This window comes from Pseudomonas lyxosi (assembly GCF_047758685.1).
Taxonomy (GTDB): domain Bacteria; phylum Pseudomonadota; class Gammaproteobacteria; order Pseudomonadales; family Pseudomonadaceae; genus Aquipseudomonas; species Aquipseudomonas lyxosi.
Genome location: NZ_CP180481.1, coordinates 2448221 through 2462960, shown reverse-complemented (window position 1 = coordinate 2462960; position 14740 = coordinate 2448221). Strand labels below are relative to the sequence as shown.

At 60.2% G+C, this 14740-nt stretch carries 13 protein-coding genes; 5 read left to right on the top strand and 8 right to left on the bottom strand.

Annotated elements, in window-relative coordinates; genetic code table 11:
• Positions 1 to 18: 18 nt before the first annotated feature.
• A complete protein-coding gene (locus ACMXYI_RS11380; protein WP_415773263.1) occupies positions 19 to 1242 on the top strand; it encodes a glycosyltransferase family 4 protein in 1224 nt (407 codons plus the stop codon).
• Here ACMXYI_RS11380 and ACMXYI_RS11375 read toward each other — a convergent pair.
• The 3 genes from ACMXYI_RS11375 to ACMXYI_RS11365 all read right to left on the bottom strand — a co-directional run bounded on the left by ACMXYI_RS11375 (position 1211) and on the right by ACMXYI_RS11365 (position 3563).
• Positions 1211 to 2314, bottom strand: coding sequence for an NADH:flavin oxidoreductase (locus ACMXYI_RS11375; protein ID WP_415773262.1), 1104 nt, complete (start codon positions 2312 to 2314; stop codon positions 1211 to 1213). The two genes, ACMXYI_RS11380 and ACMXYI_RS11375, sit on opposite strands and share 32 nt — an antisense overlap.
• 156 nt (positions 2315 to 2470) lie before the next feature.
• The gene (locus ACMXYI_RS11370) at positions 2471 to 2953 is read right to left on the bottom strand and encodes a glutathione peroxidase (protein WP_415773261.1); all 483 of its coding nucleotides are present in this window, start codon (positions 2951 to 2953) and stop codon (positions 2471 to 2473) included.
• A gap of 124 nt (positions 2954 to 3077) precedes the next feature.
• Positions 3078 to 3563, bottom strand: coding sequence for an FKBP-type peptidyl-prolyl cis-trans isomerase (locus ACMXYI_RS11365; protein WP_007901600.1), 486 nt, complete (start codon positions 3561 to 3563; stop codon positions 3078 to 3080).
• On the opposite strand from ACMXYI_RS11365, the gene ACMXYI_RS11360 reads away from it, so the two are divergent.
• From ACMXYI_RS11360 to ACMXYI_RS11350, 3 genes are read left to right on the top strand one after another with little or no spacing between them, the layout of a single operon-like run.
• Entirely contained in the window at positions 3532 to 3870 is a 339-nt protein-coding gene (locus tag ACMXYI_RS11360) for a DUF3565 domain-containing protein (protein WP_415773260.1), read from the top strand. The genes ACMXYI_RS11365 and ACMXYI_RS11360 overlap by 32 nt on opposite strands.
• 60 nt (positions 3871 to 3930) lie before the next feature.
• On the top strand, positions 3931 to 6030 hold the full coding sequence (gene pta / locus ACMXYI_RS11355; protein ID WP_095129433.1) for a phosphate acetyltransferase: 2100 nt from the start codon (positions 3931 to 3933) through the stop codon (positions 6028 to 6030).
• The gene (locus tag ACMXYI_RS11350; RefSeq protein WP_415773259.1) at positions 6031 to 6936 is read left to right on the top strand and encodes an acyltransferase; all 906 of its coding nucleotides are present in this window, start codon (positions 6031 to 6033) and stop codon (positions 6934 to 6936) included.
• Between the two features lie 177 nt (positions 6937 to 7113).
• Here the strand turns inward: ACMXYI_RS11350 and cysN are convergent, their stop codons facing one another.
• The 3 genes from cysN to ACMXYI_RS11335 all read right to left on the bottom strand — a co-directional run bounded on the left by cysN (position 7114) and on the right by ACMXYI_RS11335 (position 10833).
• Entirely contained in the window at positions 7114 to 9012 is a 1899-nt protein-coding gene (gene cysN, locus ACMXYI_RS11345; RefSeq protein WP_033057957.1) for a sulfate adenylyltransferase subunit CysN, read from the bottom strand.
• 9 nt (positions 9013 to 9021) lie between these two features.
• A complete protein-coding gene (gene cysD / locus ACMXYI_RS11340; RefSeq protein ID WP_283182974.1) occupies positions 9022 to 9939 on the bottom strand; it encodes a sulfate adenylyltransferase subunit CysD in 918 nt (305 codons plus the stop codon).
• Positions 9940 to 10074: 135 nt separating this feature from the next.
• Positions 10075 to 10833 (bottom strand): Nif3-like dinuclear metal center hexameric protein, encoded by a 759-nt coding sequence (locus tag ACMXYI_RS11335; protein WP_415773258.1) that lies wholly within the window; start codon positions 10831 to 10833, stop codon positions 10075 to 10077.
• Between the two features lie 102 nt (positions 10834 to 10935).
• Here ACMXYI_RS11335 and algW point away from each other — a divergent pair, with 102 nt between their 5' ends.
• Positions 10936 to 12096 (top strand): Do family serine endopeptidase AlgW, encoded by a 1161-nt coding sequence (gene algW / locus ACMXYI_RS11330; RefSeq protein ID WP_129438464.1) that lies wholly within the window; start codon positions 10936 to 10938, stop codon positions 12094 to 12096.
• A gap of 140 nt (positions 12097 to 12236) precedes the next feature.
• On the opposite strand, the gene hisC is transcribed toward algW, so the two are convergent.
• Both hisC and hisD read right to left on the bottom strand, forming a co-directional pair.
• Positions 12237 to 13289, bottom strand: coding sequence for a histidinol-phosphate transaminase (gene hisC / locus ACMXYI_RS11325; RefSeq protein ID WP_415773257.1), 1053 nt, complete (start codon positions 13287 to 13289; stop codon positions 12237 to 12239).
• Between the two features lie 2 nt (positions 13290 to 13291).
• Positions 13292 to 14617, bottom strand: a complete 1326-nt coding sequence (gene hisD / locus ACMXYI_RS11320; RefSeq protein ID WP_415773256.1) for a histidinol dehydrogenase — start codon at positions 14615 to 14617, stop codon at positions 13292 to 13294.
• Between the last annotated feature and the right edge of the window lie 123 nt (positions 14618 to 14740).

Below are 14740 nucleotides of genomic sequence, written 5' to 3'. Positions count from 1 at the left end.
CACCGTCACACTGACGACATGGCCTCAGCCGACACTGAGGTCATGACGACAGCTCTGCATATCACTCTGATCACCGAAACCTTCCCTCCCGAAATCAACGGAGTGGCCAATACCCTCGGCCGCTTGTGCGACGGCTTGCGCGCGCGCGGGCATCAGGTGGAATTGGTGCGACCGCGTCAGGGTTGCGATCAGCAGTTGGGCAGCGACGATGCGTTGTTGCTGTGTCGGGGCTGGCCGCTGCCGGGTTATCCCGGTTTGCAATGGGGTCAGTCGTCGATGCACAAGCTGCTGCGGCGCTGGAAACGTCATCGACCGGACGTGCTTTACATCGCCACGGAAGGACCGCTGGGATTGTCCGCGTTGCGCGCGGCGCGGCGCTTGGGGATTTCCGTGGTCAGCGGCTTCCACACCAATTTCCAGCAGTACTCCAGTCAGTATGGGCTTGGACTGCTGACGCGATTGCTGACCCACTACCTGCGCTGGTTTCACAATCGTACGACCCTGACCCTGGTGCCGAGCGTGAGCCAAAGAATGGAACTGGAGCGCCGGCATTTCGAGCGCCTGGCGTTGCTGTCGCGTGGAGTCGACAGCCAGTTGTTTCACCCGACCAAGCGGATTAACGCCCTGCGTGAGAGCTGGGGATTGGGTAATGACGACATCGCTGTCATCCACGTAGGACGTCTGGCACCGGAGAAAAATCTGGGCCTGCTCAAGCGCTGCTTCGACGCACTGAAAGCCACTTATCCACAGCGCAAAATTCGGTTGATTGTGATTGGCGACGGCCCGCAACGAGCGGCACTTGAGAAAGAACTGCCCGAAGCGATTTTCTGTGGCTCACAACGCGGCGAAGCCTTGGCCAGTCACTATGCGTCGGGGGATGTATTTCTGTTTCCAAGCCTGACTGAAACCTTCGGCAATGTCGTGCTTGAGGCGCTGGCCTCGGGATTGGGTGTGGTGGCGTACGATCAGGCGGCAGCGGCTCAGCACATTCGCCATGGCTACAACGGCGTACTGGCGATGCCGGGGGACGAAGAGGCGTTCTGCGATGCGGCGTGTTGGCTGCTGGAGGAGCGTGAAACCTTGCGCTGCGTGCGGCTCAATGCGCGCCAGCATGCGAGTCGTCAGGGCTGGCCAGCGATTATCGAGCAGTTTGAAGGGCAGTTGCGCGGGGCTTGTCAGACCCCGCGTGCCTCAGGCATTGAGCCTCGGCTTAAACCAGGGTCATCAACGCCTCACGGCTGAACGGCAGGATGTCTTCTTCACGGCCGTCACGCACTTTCTGCGCCCAGTCCGGGTCCACCAGCAGCGCACGACCTACCGCCACCAGATCGAACTCATCATTGTTCAAACGCTCCAGCAGTTTTTCCAGGCTGGCCGGCTGCGCGATCTTGTCGGTATTGACCATGAACTGCAGGAACTCGCCATCCAGGCCGACGCTGCCCACGGTGATGGTCGGCTTGCCGGTGAGCTTACGGGTCCAGCCAGCCAGGTTCAGCTCGGAACCGTCGAACTCCGGCTCCCAGAAACGGCGCGTCGAGCAGTGGAAAATATCCACGCCTGCGTCGGACAACGGCTTGAGGAACTCGCCCAGTGCTTCCGGGGTTTGTACCAGACGCGCGGTGTAATCCTGCTGCTTCCACTGAGAGAAACGGAAGATGATCGGGAAACCCTCGCCGACCGCAGCACGCACAGCCTGGATCAGTTCAATGGCGAAACGCGAACGGTTAGCCAGGTTGCCGCCGTATTCGTCGGTGCGCTGGTTGCTGCCTTCCCAGAAGAACTGGTCCACGAGGTAACCGTGGGCACCGTGAATTTCCACGCCGTCCATGCCGATGCTCTGGGCATCTTTGGCGGCCTGGGCAAATGCGGCGATCACGTCCTGGATATCTTGTTTAGTCATGCCGTGAACCACGACCTGACCGTCCTTCAATTTTTCCGACGGACCGTAACCCGGCACGCTGGCGTCCGGCTCGGTGCCGATGCGGCGCACGCTGCCGACATGCCACAGTTGAGGAACGATCTTGCCGCCTTCAGCATGAACCGCGTCGACTACTTTTTTCCATCCGGCCAGCGCCGCTTCGCCGTAGAAATGCGGCACGTTCGGGTAACCGTTGGAGGCCTTGTGGCCGACGGTGGTGCCTTCGGTGATGATCAGACCCACACCCGCAGCGGCGCGACGACGGTAGTACTCGATCACTTTGGAATTGGGGACGCCACCCGGCGAAAACGAACGGGTCATCGGCGCCATGACGACGCGGGTCGGCAGTTCGAGGGTGCCGAGGTGGAACGGTTTGAACAGGGCTTTGACGGGCATGGGACGCTCCACGAAAACGGTATCGACGGGACAGATGTTTTATGACGGCGATAATATGCGGAGCGACAAGCGATGCACAGCACTATTGATTGCGGTGATTAAGGGTCAAAAGGCAGGCATAAAAAATCGCAGCTCGGTGGCTGCGATTTTTTTGGTTCAGCTCAGGGCTTTTTCGATCGCATGAACGACAGACGGATCATCCGGCGCCGTGCGCGGCGAAAACCGCGCCAGCACGCGACCATCCTTGCCCAGCAGGAATTTTTCGAAGTTCCAGGTAATGTCACCCGGGAATTCAGCACCCTCGCCCGCCAGCAGACGGTACAGCTGATGACGATCGTGACCGTTGACTTCCAGCTTGCTGGACAACGGAAAGGTCACGCCATAGTTGAGGCTACAGAAATCCTGGATCTCTTGTTCGGTACCCGGTTCCTGCCCGGCAAACTGGTTGCACGGCAGGCCCAGCACACTGAAGCCTTTGTCCTTGTATTGCTGGTAGAGGTTTTCCAGCGCCGCGTACTGTGGGGTCAAGCCGCATTTGGAGGCGACGTTGACCACCAGCACGACACGCCCCTTGAAAGGCGCCAGCGGTAGCTCCTGACCATCCAGGGCTGTCAATTTAAGGTCGTGAAAAGCACTCATGACGAACTCCAAATTCCCGTGTTCTTCTCGAAACAGCCACTTGGCGGTGTCACCAAGGACAGCCGCGGACTAAAAAAGGCGCCCCTCGGGCGCCTCTCCAGTTCTCTGAGCTTAGCGCAGAAAATCAGTGGTGATGGCCACCTTCGCCATGGACGTGACCATGAGCGATTTCTTCCTGGCTGGCATCACGGATGTCGATGATCTTGACCTGGAAATTCAGGCGCTGACCGGCCAACGGGTGGTTACCGTCGACGGTGACATCGTCACCGTCCAGATCGCGAATGGTGACGATCTGCATCTGGCCGTCCGGAGCGGATGCGTGGAACTGCATGCCCACTTCCAGCTCGTCGACGCCTTCGAACATGCTGCGGCTCAGGGTGCTGACCAGTTCGGCAGCGTATTCGCCGTAGGCATCTTCAGGTTCAACGGCTACGGTCAGCTCGTCGCCGACTGCTTTGCCTTCCAGAGCCTTTTCCAGGCCCGGAATGATGTTACCTGCGCCTTGCAGGTAGACCAGCGGCGCGCCGCCGGCGGAGCTGTCGATGACCTCACCAGCGTCGTTGGTCAGGGTATAGTCGATGGAGACAGCCTTATTGGCGGCGATCAGCATGGGGCGAGACCTTTTGCAAAAGAATGAAGAATGGCCAAGTTTAGCGAAGCAATCGTCCGAAAGCGAACACAACCCGGACAGACGGGTGGCGGCGAAAGGCTCAACGGTCACAGGCTTCCGTCAGGATGAGGACGGGCACTGGGTGGCCGAGCTTTCCTGCGGTCACACCCAGCACCTGCGCCACCAGCCACCATGGCAATCGCGCGCCTGGGTCCTGGACCCCGCGCAACGTATTGAAAAAATAGGCCAGCCCTTTGATTGCGGTTGGTGCGCACAAGGCTCGGTTAGCGATAACCTTGGCGACTGAATTTCGGTAAACGGCCAGACATAGGTCGTCACCATTGCCATGCACCTCCAGAGAATCCGCATGCAAACTTTTTTTATCGCGCCCACCGATTTTGGTGTGGGTCTGACCTCCATCAGCCTCGGGCTGGTGCGTACTCTTGAGCGGGCCGGTCTCAAGGTCGGCTTTTTCAAACCGATTGCCCAGCCGCATCCGGGCGACACCGGGCCTGAACGGTCCACCGAACTGGTGGCACGCACTCACGGTTTGAAACCGCCTCAGCCGCTCGGTCTCGCGCACGTCGAGCGCATGCTCGGCGACGGACAGCTGGACGAGTTGCTCGAAGAAATCATCACCCTCTATCAGCAGGCTGCTGTCGGCAAAGATGTGCTGATCGTCGAAGGCATGGTCCCGACCCGCAGCGCCAGTTACGCCGCACGGGTCAATCTGCATTTGGCGAAAAGCCTCGACGCCGAAGTGATCCTGGTCTCGGCACCGGAAAACGAAGTGCTGACCGAACTGTCCGGCCGAGTGGAATTGCAGGCGCAATTGTTCGGCGGTCCGAAAGACCCGAAAGTCCTCGGCGTGATCCTCAACAAAGTCAAAACCGAGGAGAGCATGGAGGCCTTTGCCTCGCGCTTGAAAGAGCATTCGCCGTTGCTGCGCAGTGGCGATTTCCGTCTGTTGGGTTGCATCCCGTTCCAGCCGGAATTGAACGCCCCGCGCACCCGCGACGTCGCCGATCTGATGGGCGCGCAGATTCTCAATGCCGGTGATTACGAAACCCGGCGCATGACCAAAATCATCATCTGCGCCCGTACCATGCGCAACACCGTGGAGCTGCTCAAGCCCGGCGTGTTGGTGGTAACGCCCGGTGATCGCGACGACATCATCCTTGCCGTCAGCCTCGCCGCCATGAACGGCGTGCCGCTGGCCGGCCTGTTGCTGACCAGCGACACCCTGCCCGACCCACGCATCATGGACCTGTGCCGTGGAGCCTTGCAGGCGGGCCTGCCGGTGTTGTCGGTGAGCACCGGTTCCTACGACACCGCCAACCAGCTGAACGGTTTGAACAAGGAAATCCCGATCGACGACCGCGAGCGCGCGGAGATCATCACCGACTTCGTCGCCAGCCACCTCGACGCCAAGTGGCTGCACCAACGCTGCGGCACACCACGGGAAATGCGCCTGTCGCCCGCCGTGTTCCGTTATCAATTGATCCAGCGCGCCCAGGCTGCCAACAAACGCATCGTCCTGCCTGAAGGCAGCGAGCCGTTGACCGTGCAAGCCGCGGCAATCTGTCAGGCGCGCGGCATTGCCCGTTGTGTCTTGCTGGCGAAACCGGCAGACGTCGAAGCTGTGGCTCGCGCCCAAGGCATCGAGCTGCCGCCGGGGCTGGAGATTCTCGACCCGGACTTGATCCGCGAGCGCTACGTCGAGCCGATGGTCGCCCTGCGCAAAACCAAAAGTCTCAACGCACCGATGGCCGAGCAGCAACTGGAAGACACCGTGGTGATCGGCACCATGATGCTGGCGCTGGATGAAGTCGACGGCCTCGTGTCCGGTGTCATTCACTCCACCGCCAACACCATCCGTCCGGCTCTGCAGCTGATTAAAACGGCACCGGGCTGCACGCTGGTGTCGTCAGTGTTCTTCATGCTCTTCCCCGAGGAAGTACTGGTCTACGGCGACTGCGTGATGAACCCGCACCCGAGCGCCAGCGAACTGGCTGAAATCGCGCTGCAAAGCGCCGACTCCGCAGCCGCCTTCGGCATCACCCCGCGCGTGGCGATGATCAGCTACTCCAGCGGTGAATCGGCCAGCGGCGAAGAAGTCGAGAAGGTGCGCGAAGCGACGTTGCTCGCCCATGAACAACAGAACTCGCTGTTGATCGACGGCCCGTTGCAATACGACGCCGCCGCCAACGAAACCGTTGCCCGGCAACTGGCGCCGAACAGCCAGGTCGCCGGTCGCGCCACAGTGTTCGTGTTCCCCGACCTGAACACCGGCAACACCACCCACAAAGCCGTGCAGCGCAGCGCCGATTGCGTCAGCCTCGGGCCGATGCTGCAAGGCCTGCGCAAACCGGTGAACGACCTGCCGCGCGGCGCCCAAGTCGACGACATCGTCTACACCATCGCGTTGACCGCGATTCAAGCTGCCAACCGACCTTTGGATCTTTAAATGCTGGATTCCCTACCTGCACCGCTGCGAGGCGTGATTGCCTCGCTGCTGTTGGCGCTGAACACGATTGCCTGCTGCACACCGCTGTTCATCGTGGCGATTTTCAAACTGCTATTGCCCTTCCCCGCCGCCCAGCGTTTTACCGATTGGCTGATGAGCCACATCCACGAAGCCTGGATCAGCAACAACAAGGCGTGGATGGACTTGCTCGGGCACACACGCTGGAAACTCAGCGGCCTGGAAGGTCTGGACTATCAGCACTCGTATTTGATCACCAGCAACCACCAGAGCTGGGTCGACATCATGGTGTTGCAGTACGTGCTGAACCGGAAGATTCGCCCGCTGAAGTTCTTCCTCAAACAGGAACTGATCTGGGTGCCGGTGATTGGTCTGGCGTGGTGGGCGCTCGGCTTTCCGTTCATGAAGCGCTACTCCAAGGCCTACCTGGAGAAGCACCCGGAGAAGAAAGGCAAAGACCTGGAAACCACCCGCAAGACCTGCGACAAGTTCCGCCATAACCCGGTGGGAATTTTCAACTTCGTCGAAGGCACGCGTTTCACCGAAGGCAAGCATGCCCAGCAGAAATCGCCGTTCAAGCATCTACTCAAGCCCAAGGCTGGCGGCATTGCGTTTGTGCTGGATGCCATGGGTGAGCAGCTGGAAGCCATCGTCAACGTGACCATTCACTACCCGGCCGGGCGTCCCGGTTACTGGGATCTGCTGTGCGGGAATGTGAAGGACGTGGTGGTGCACTTTCAGGAACTGAAGATTCCGCCGCAGTTCATCGGCAAGAACTACGACCAGGACGGCGAGTATCGCTTGCAGTTTCAGGGCTGGATCAACCAGTTGTGGAACGACAAGGATGCGCTACTTGCGCAAATGCATCGCGAATACCCGTCTAACTGATCGTTCCCACGCTCTGCGTGGGAATGCAGCCCGGGACGCTCCGCGTCCCTGCCGAAGCGGACGCGGAGCGTCCATTGAGGCATTCCCACGCAGAGCGTGGGAACGATCACATTTCAGGGACACAAAAAAACCCGCCGATGAGTGATCATCGGCGGGTTTTTTATTAACGGCTAACGCTTAGATCGCGCCACGCTTGCGCAGCAGATCCAGCACTTGCTTGACGCTTTCTTCCAGCGACAGCGACTGGGTGTCGACCACGAGGTCGGCGTCCAGCGGCACGTCGTACGGGAAGGAATCGCCCGGGATGTTATCCCCGGCCGCCGCGTACAAGCCTTGTGGGTCACGCTCGGCACAGACCGTCGGAGAGGCCTGGACGTAGACCGTCAGCAGACGCTCCTTGCCGATCAACTCCCTGGCTTGCTCACGACCTTCGGCACTCGGCGCAACGAAGGCTGCCAGTGTCAGCAGACCGGCTTCGTTGAACTGACGCGCAACGTGCGCCGCACGACGCCAGTTCTCGGTACGCCCGGCGCGATCCTGTGGCAGACCTTTGTTCAGGTCATGACGCAGGTTCTGGCCATCGAGTACAAATACCGCACGGCCCATGTCGAACAGCTTGCGTTCAACCGCGTAAGCCAGGGTGCTTTTGCCGGCGCCCGACAAGCCACTGAACAACACGGTGGCCGGTTGCTGGCCGAAGCGCTGAGCGCGTTCTTCGGTGGCGACGTGCGCCAGTTTGCCGTGATGCGTGCTGGTGCCATGGCTCAACGGCTGAGCGATGATCATGCCGGCCGCGACGGTGCCATTGGTCAAACGATCGATGACGATGAACGAACCAGTAGTGCGGTTGCTCGCGTAACCGTCCAGCGCGATGGCCGCGTCGAGGCTGATCTTGACCCGACCGATCTCGTTCAGATTCAACGAACTGGCCGGACCTTCTTCCAGGGTGTTCACGTCAACGCGGTTGACGATGCTGGTGATCGAACCCGGCACGTAAGTCGTGGCGCGCTTGATGTCGTATTTCTTGCCCGGCAGCATTGGTTCTTCGGCCATCCACACCAGCATGGCGTCGAAGGCGTCGGTCACTTGCGGCAGGTTGTCGGCGTGCACCAACAAGTCGCCGCGAGAGATGTCGATCTCGTCTTCCATGGTCAGCGTCACCGCTTGACCAGGACCGGCGTGCTCCAGCTCACCTTCGAAGGTGACAATGGATTTCACACGGCTGCTCTTGCCCGACGGCAGCACGACGACTTCGTCGCCCTTGTGCACGACGCCGCTGGCCAGCGTACCGGCGAAACCACGGAAGTTCAGGTTCGGACGGTTGACGTACTGCACCGGAAAACGCAAATCGGTGTAGTTGCGGTCGTTGGCGATTTCGACGGTTTCAAGAATTTCCATCAGCGACTGGCCGGTGTACCACGGCGAGCGCTCGGACTTGTTCACCACGTTGTCGCCTTTCAGCGCCGACATCGGCACGAAGGCCATGGTGGTCGGCTTGAACGCGATGCCTTCGGCGAACTTCAGGTAATCGGCCTTGATCGACTCGAAGACTGTTTCGTCGAAGCCGTTGAGGTCCATCTTGTTGATGGCGACAACGATGTGCTTGATGCCCAGCAACGAGGCAATGAAGCTGTGGCGACGGGTCTGGGTCTGCACGCCGTAACGGGCGTCGACCAGGATGATCGCCAGGTCACAGGTGGACGCACCGGTGGCCATGTTGCGGGTGTACTGCTCATGGCCAGGGGTGTCGGCGATGATGAATTTGCGTTTGGCGGTGGAGAAATAACGGTAAGCGACATCGATGGTGATGCCCTGCTCCCGCTCGGCCTGCAGGCCGTCGACCAGCAATGCCAGGTCGATGTCATCGCCGGTGGTGCCGACTTTTTTCGAGTCGCGGGTAATGGCTTCCAGGTGATCTTCGTAGATCATTTTGGAGTCGTGCAGCAGGCGCCCGATCAGGGTGCTCTTGCCGTCGTCGACGTTGCCACAGGTCAGAAAGCGCAGCATTTCCTTGCGTTCATGCTGGCCCAGGTAGGCGAGGATGTCCTCGCTGATCAAATCAGATGCGTGCGACATGACAACCCCTTAGAAATAACCCTGACGTTTCTTTTCTTCCATCGAGCCTGCGCCATCGTGATCGATGACCCGGCCCTGGCGTTCGGAAGTTCGCGTCAGGAGCATTTCCTGAATGATGTCGGTCAAGCTGATGGCCTCGGACTCGACCGCACCGGTCAACGGGTAGTCGCCGAGTGTACGGAAACGGACCTTCTTCTTGACGATGCGCGCCTTGTCTTCATCGCTCAGGTGATTGAGCAGACGTTCGTCGTCAATCATGATCCAGGTGCCATTCATCTCGATGACGTCGCGCTCGGCGGCGAAATACAGCGGCACAATCGGGATGCCTTCGAGGTAGATGTACTGCCAGATGTCCAGCTCGGTCCAGTTCGACAAAGGGAACACGCGGATCGATTCGCCCTTGTTGACCTTGCCGTTGTAGACGTTCCACAACTCGGGACGCTGGTTTTTCGGGTCCCAGCGGTGCTTGGTGTCGCGGAAGGAATACACGCGCTCTTTGGCACGGGATTTCTCTTCGTCACGACGGGCACCGCCGAAAGCGGCATCGAAACCGTACTTGTCGAGGGCCTGCTTGAGGCCTTCGGTTTTCATGATGTCGGTGTGCTTGGCGCTGCCGTGGGTCAGCGGGTTGATGCCCTGCGCGACGCCATCGGGGTTCACGTGCACGATCAGGTCCAGGCCGAGTTCTTCGACCATGCGGTCGCGGAACGCGTACATTTCCTTGAACTTCCACCGGGTGTCCACGTGCATCACCGGGAACGGCAGTTTGCCCGGGAAGAATGCCTTGCGCGCAAGGTGCAGCATCACGGCGGAGTCTTTACCGACGGAGTACAGCATCACCGGGTTATCGAACTCGGCGGCGACCTCGCGGATGATGTGGATGCTTTCGGCCTCCAGCTGTTTCAGATGCGTCAGTTTGTCGACCATGGCTACTCACGAAAACGATCTTATGGACGGCCAGCGGGCCGTGTTCGAGCGGGGAATCCTAGCACAGCGACCTCTTCTAATCAGGACGCCGACTAGATCGAAAGGGTATATGAATATACCCCCGCGTTTGGGCAGTCAGATGGGATTCGGGCAATCAATGAAGATATGTTCGAGAGCGAAACGCCGCGCCAGATAATCCCCGAGTGCCTGCACGCCATAGCGTTCGGTGGCGTGGTGGCCGGCGGCGATGAAGCTGATGTCGTTTTCCCGGGCGCTATGGAAGGTCTGCTCGGACGCCTCACCGCTTATGTACAAGTCGACGCCAGCCAGCACGGCCTGATCGATGTAACCCTGACCGCCACCGGTGCACCAGCCAACGCGGCGAATCATCTCGCTGCCTTCGATCAGCAACGGCTCGCGGCCCATGACTTCTTGTACGCGGCGGGCGAAATCGCGGGGCGTCACCGGCTCGCTCAATGAACCGACCAGGCCGACAACTTTGAGATTGTCCGGGTCCAATGGGCCTTCCACAGTGATATCGAGCTGACGTGCCAGCTGAACGTTATTGCCGACTTCCGGGTGCAGATCCAGCGGCAGATGGTAGGACAACAGGCTGATATCGTGCTTGAGCAAGGTTTTCAACCGACGCTGCTTCATGCCGGTGATGCACGGATTCTCGCCTTTCCAGAAATAGCCGTGATGCACCAGCACCAGGTCGGCGCTGGCTTCCACAGCGGCGTCGAGCAACGCCTGGCTGGCGGTGACGCCACTGACGATGCGCATGACCTGCGGCCGGCCTTCGACCTGCAACCCGTTAGGGCAGTAATCGGCAATCTTTGCACTGTTAAGGTAACGGTCGGCTTCTTCGACCAGGGTGCTCAAGGCGACGGCCATAAAAGACTCCTAAATATCCCGTTCAGAGGCACGCTTCGCCTCGTATAATGCGCGACATTATGGGCGGTCTCATACCGCCTGCAACCTCTCAGGACGTGCTTAATGCTCAAAGCGCTGCGTTTTTCCGGCTGGCCGCTGTTGGCCGGCGTGCTTATCGCTCTATTGATAATCCAGCGTTACCCGCAGTGGGTCGGGCTCCCGAGCCTCGACGTCAACATGCAGCAAGCCCCGCAAACCACCACCATGCAACAGGGTCCGGTGTCCTATGCCGACGCGGTGACCACGGCCGCGCCGTCGGTGGTCAACCTGTACACCACCAAAGTCATCAACAAACCGAACCATCCGCTGTTCGAGGATCCGCAGTTCCGCCGCTTCTTCGGCGACAACTCGCCCAAACAGAAGCGCATGGAATCGAGCCTCGGTTCAGGCGTGATCATGAGCCCGGAAGGTTACCTGCTGACCAACAACCATGTGACCACCGGTGCCGACCAGATCGTGGTGGCGCTCAAGGACGGTCGTGAAACCCTGGCCCGAGTGATCGGCAGCGACCCGGAAACCGACCTCGCGGTCCTGAAGATCGACTTGAAGAATCTTCCATCGATCACTGTCGGTCGTTCCGACAACATCCGCATCGGCGACGTGGCCCTGGCCATCGGTAACCCGTTCGGTGTCGGCCAGACCGTGACCATGGGCATCATCAGCGCCACCGGGCGCAATCAGCTGGGCCTGAACAACTACGAAGACTTCATTCAGACCGACGCTGCGATCAACCCCGGCAACTCCGGCGGTGCGCTGGTGGATGCAAACGGCAACCTGACCGGCATCAACACGGCGATCTTCTCCAAGTCTGGCGGTTCGCAGGGCATCGGTTTCGCAATCCCGGTGAAACTGGCCATGGAAGTGATGAAGTCGATTATCGAGCACGGCCAGGTGATTCGCGGCTGGCTCGGTATCGAAGTGCAGCCGTTGAGCCAGGAACTGGCGGAATCGTTTGGCCTGTCGGGGCGCCCGGGCATTGTGGTCGCGGGGATTTTCCGTGACGGTCCGGCGCAGAAGGCCGGCCTGCAACTGGGTGACGTGATCCTCAGCATCGACGGCGAACCGGCCGGCGATGGTCGCCGTTCGATGAACCAGGTTGCGCGGATCAAACCGACCGACAAGGTCACGATCCAGGTGATGCGCAACGGCAAAGAGCTCAAGCTCACCGCCGAGATCGGTTTGCGTCCGCCGCCTGCGCCAGTCAAAGAGAAAGAAGAAGAGTAAGCAACCAGCAAAAGACCACTGTAATGATCGTTCCCACGCTCCGCGTGGGAATGCCGCCATGGACGCTCTGCGTCCACTGTGACGCGGAGCGTCACGGGATGCATTCCCACGCAGAGCATGGGAACGATCAGTGAGTAGAGTTAGAGATCGCCCAAGCCGTCGATCAACGCCTGATTCTGCTCGGGCGTGCCAATCGAAATCCGCAGGAACTGGGCAATCCGCTCCTGCTTGAAGTGCCGAACGATCACGCCTTGCTCACGCAACTTCGCCGCCAGCCCTGCCGCATCGTGCTGCGGATGACGGGCGAAAATGAAGTTTGCCGCCGACGGCAGCACTTCAAAGCCCTTCGCTTCCAATTGCGCAACGACCCACTCACGATTCTCGATGACCAACCGGCAGGTCTTGTCGAAGTACTCACGATCTTCGAACGCTGCGGCTGCACCGACATTCGCCAGACGATCCAGCGGATAGGAGTTGAAGCTGTTCTTGATCCGCTCCAGCGCCTCGATCAAATCCGGATGTCCCACCGCCAGCCCCACCCGCAGGCCGGCCAGCGAACGGGACTTGGACAGGGTCTGGGTCACCAGCAGGTTCGGATAACGATCCACCAGGCTGATCGCCGTCTCACCGCCGAAATCGATGTAAGCCTCATCCACCACGACCACCGAATCCGGGCTGGCCTTGAGGATTTGCTCCACGGCATCCAGCGCCAAGAGGCAGCCCGTCGGTGCATTCGGATTCGGGAAGATGATCCCGCCGTTCGGCTTGGCGTAGTCCGCCGGGTTGATCTGGAACTGCTCGTCCAGCGGCACCGCGTCGAAGGCGATGCCGTACAACCCGCAGTAAACCGGATAGAAGCTGTAGCTGATGTCGGGGAACAGCAGCGGCTGATCGTGTTGCAGCAAACCGTGAAAGATGTGCGCCAGGACTTCATCGGAACCGTTACCGAGAAACACCTGATTGCTCTGCACGCCGTAGTACTTGGCGACGGCTTGCTTGAGCACATCACTGTTCGGGTCCGGGTACAGACGCAAATTGTCGTTCAGTTCGGTCTGCATCGCCGCCAAGGCTTTGGGCGATGGGCCGTACGGATTTTCGTTGGTGTTGAGCTTCACCAGTTTCGCCAGTTTTGGCTGCTCGCCCGGCACGTAAGGCACCAGATTCTTGACGAACGGGCTCCAGAATTTACTCATCTTCAGTTCCCCTGCTTGTCGTCAATGATGCGGTATTCGGCGCTGCGGGCGTGGGCGGTCAAGGACTCGCCACGGGCCAGCACGGAAGCGGTTTTGCCCAGTTCCGACGCACCCTGCTCGGAGCAGAAGATGATCGACGAACGCTTCTGGAAGTCGTACACACCCAGCGGCGAGGAGAAACGCGCGGTGCCGGAGGTTGGCAACACGTGGTTCGGACCGGCGCAGTAGTCGCCCAAGGCTTCGCAGGTGTGACGGCCCATGAAGATCGCGCCAGCGTGGCGAATCTTCGGCAGCCAGGCCTGCGGATCAGCAACGGACAACTCAAGGTGTTCCGGTGCAATGCGGTTGGCCACTTCGATGGCTTGGTCCATGTCGCGGACCTTGATCAGAGCACCACGGCCATTGATCGACGTTTCGATGATCTCGGCGCGTTCCATGGTCGGCAGCAGTTTGGCGATGCTGGCGGCGACCTTGTCGAGGAACTCGGCATCCGGGCTGACCAGAATCGCCTGGGCGTCTTCGTCGTGTTCGGCTTGGGAGAACAGGTCCATGGCGATCCAGTCCGGATCGGTGTGACCGTCGCAGACTACGAGGATTTCGGATGGGCCGGCGATCATGTCGATGCCGACCTGGCCGAACACGTGGCGCTTGGCGGTGGCGACGTAGATGTTGCCCGGACCGACCACCTTGTCGACCTTCGGCACGCTTTCGGTGCCGTAAGCCAGCGCGGCGACCGCTTGAGCGCCGCCGATGGTGAACACGCGGTCGACGCCGGCGATGCAGGCTGCGGCCAGCACCAGCTCGTTGATTTCGCCACGAGGCGTCGGCACCACCATGACCACTTCGGTCACGCCAGCCACCTTGGCCGGAATCGCGTTCATCAGTACCGAGGACGGGTACGACGCCTTACCGCCCGGTACGTACAGACCGGCGCGATCCAGCGGCGTAACTTTCTGGCCCAGCACGGTGCCGTCGGCTTCGGTGTAGCTCCAGGAGTCCTGCTTCTGTTTCTCGTGGTAGCTGCGTACTCGGGACGCGGCTTTTTCCAGCGCTTCGCGCTGAGGCACGGTGATTCGGGTCAGGGCCAGTTCCAGGCGCTCACGAGGCAGGATCAGGTCCGCCATGGACGCGACCTGCAGGCCGTCGAACTTCTGGGTGAATTCCACCAGCGCCGCATCGCCACGCTCGCGCACGGCCTTGATGATGTCCAGCACCCGCTGATTGACCGAGTCGTCAGACACACTTTCCCAGCTCAGCAGATGATCCAGATGATGTGCGAAATCCGGGTCAGCAGCGTTGAGTCGGCGAATTGCAGTCGGTGCGGTCATAGCGAGAGCCTCATAGAATTGGCAAAAACTCAGGCGCCCTAACTTAGCAGTCATTTCCGCTTGGGCACCTGAGAATTCTGGCTATGAGGCGGATAGACGGGCGCGGTTTATGGCCGCGCAGGT

Excerpts from the sequence above, each read along its gene's own strand:
- ACMXYI_RS11380 (WP_415773263.1), top strand. The coding sequence starts at position 19 with ATGGCCTCAGCCGACACTGAGGTCATGACGACAGCTCTGCATATCACT.
- ACMXYI_RS11375 (WP_415773262.1), bottom strand. The coding sequence starts at position 2,314 with ATGCCCGTCAAAGCCCTGTTCAAACCGTTCCACCTCGGCACCCTCGAA.
- ACMXYI_RS11370 (WP_415773261.1), bottom strand. The coding sequence starts at position 2,953 with ATGAGTGCTTTTCACGACCTTAAATTGACAGCCCTGGATGGTCAGGAG.
- ACMXYI_RS11360 (WP_415773260.1), top strand. The coding sequence starts at position 3,532 with ATGGAGACAGCCTTATTGGCGGCGATCAGCATGGGGCGAGACCTTTTG.
- ACMXYI_RS11365 (WP_007901600.1), bottom strand. The coding sequence starts at position 3,563 with ATGCTGATCGCCGCCAATAAGGCTGTCTCCATCGACTATACCCTGACC.
- pta (WP_095129433.1), top strand. The coding sequence starts at position 3,931 with ATGCAAACTTTTTTTATCGCGCCCACCGATTTTGGTGTGGGTCTGACC.
- ACMXYI_RS11350 (WP_415773259.1), top strand. The coding sequence starts at position 6,031 with ATGCTGGATTCCCTACCTGCACCGCTGCGAGGCGTGATTGCCTCGCTG.
- cysN (WP_033057957.1), bottom strand. The coding sequence starts at position 9,012 with ATGTCGCACGCATCTGATTTGATCAGCGAGGACATCCTCGCCTACCTG.
- cysD (WP_283182974.1), bottom strand. The coding sequence starts at position 9,939 with ATGGTCGACAAACTGACGCATCTGAAACAGCTGGAGGCCGAAAGCATC.
- ACMXYI_RS11335 (WP_415773258.1), bottom strand. The coding sequence starts at position 10,833 with ATGGCCGTCGCCTTGAGCACCCTGGTCGAAGAAGCCGACCGTTACCTT.
- algW (WP_129438464.1), top strand. The coding sequence starts at position 10,936 with ATGCTCAAAGCGCTGCGTTTTTCCGGCTGGCCGCTGTTGGCCGGCGTG.
- hisC (WP_415773257.1), bottom strand. The coding sequence starts at position 13,289 with ATGAGTAAATTCTGGAGCCCGTTCGTCAAGAATCTGGTGCCTTACGTG.
- hisD (WP_415773256.1), bottom strand. The coding sequence starts at position 14,617 with ATGACCGCACCGACTGCAATTCGCCGACTCAACGCTGCTGACCCGGAT.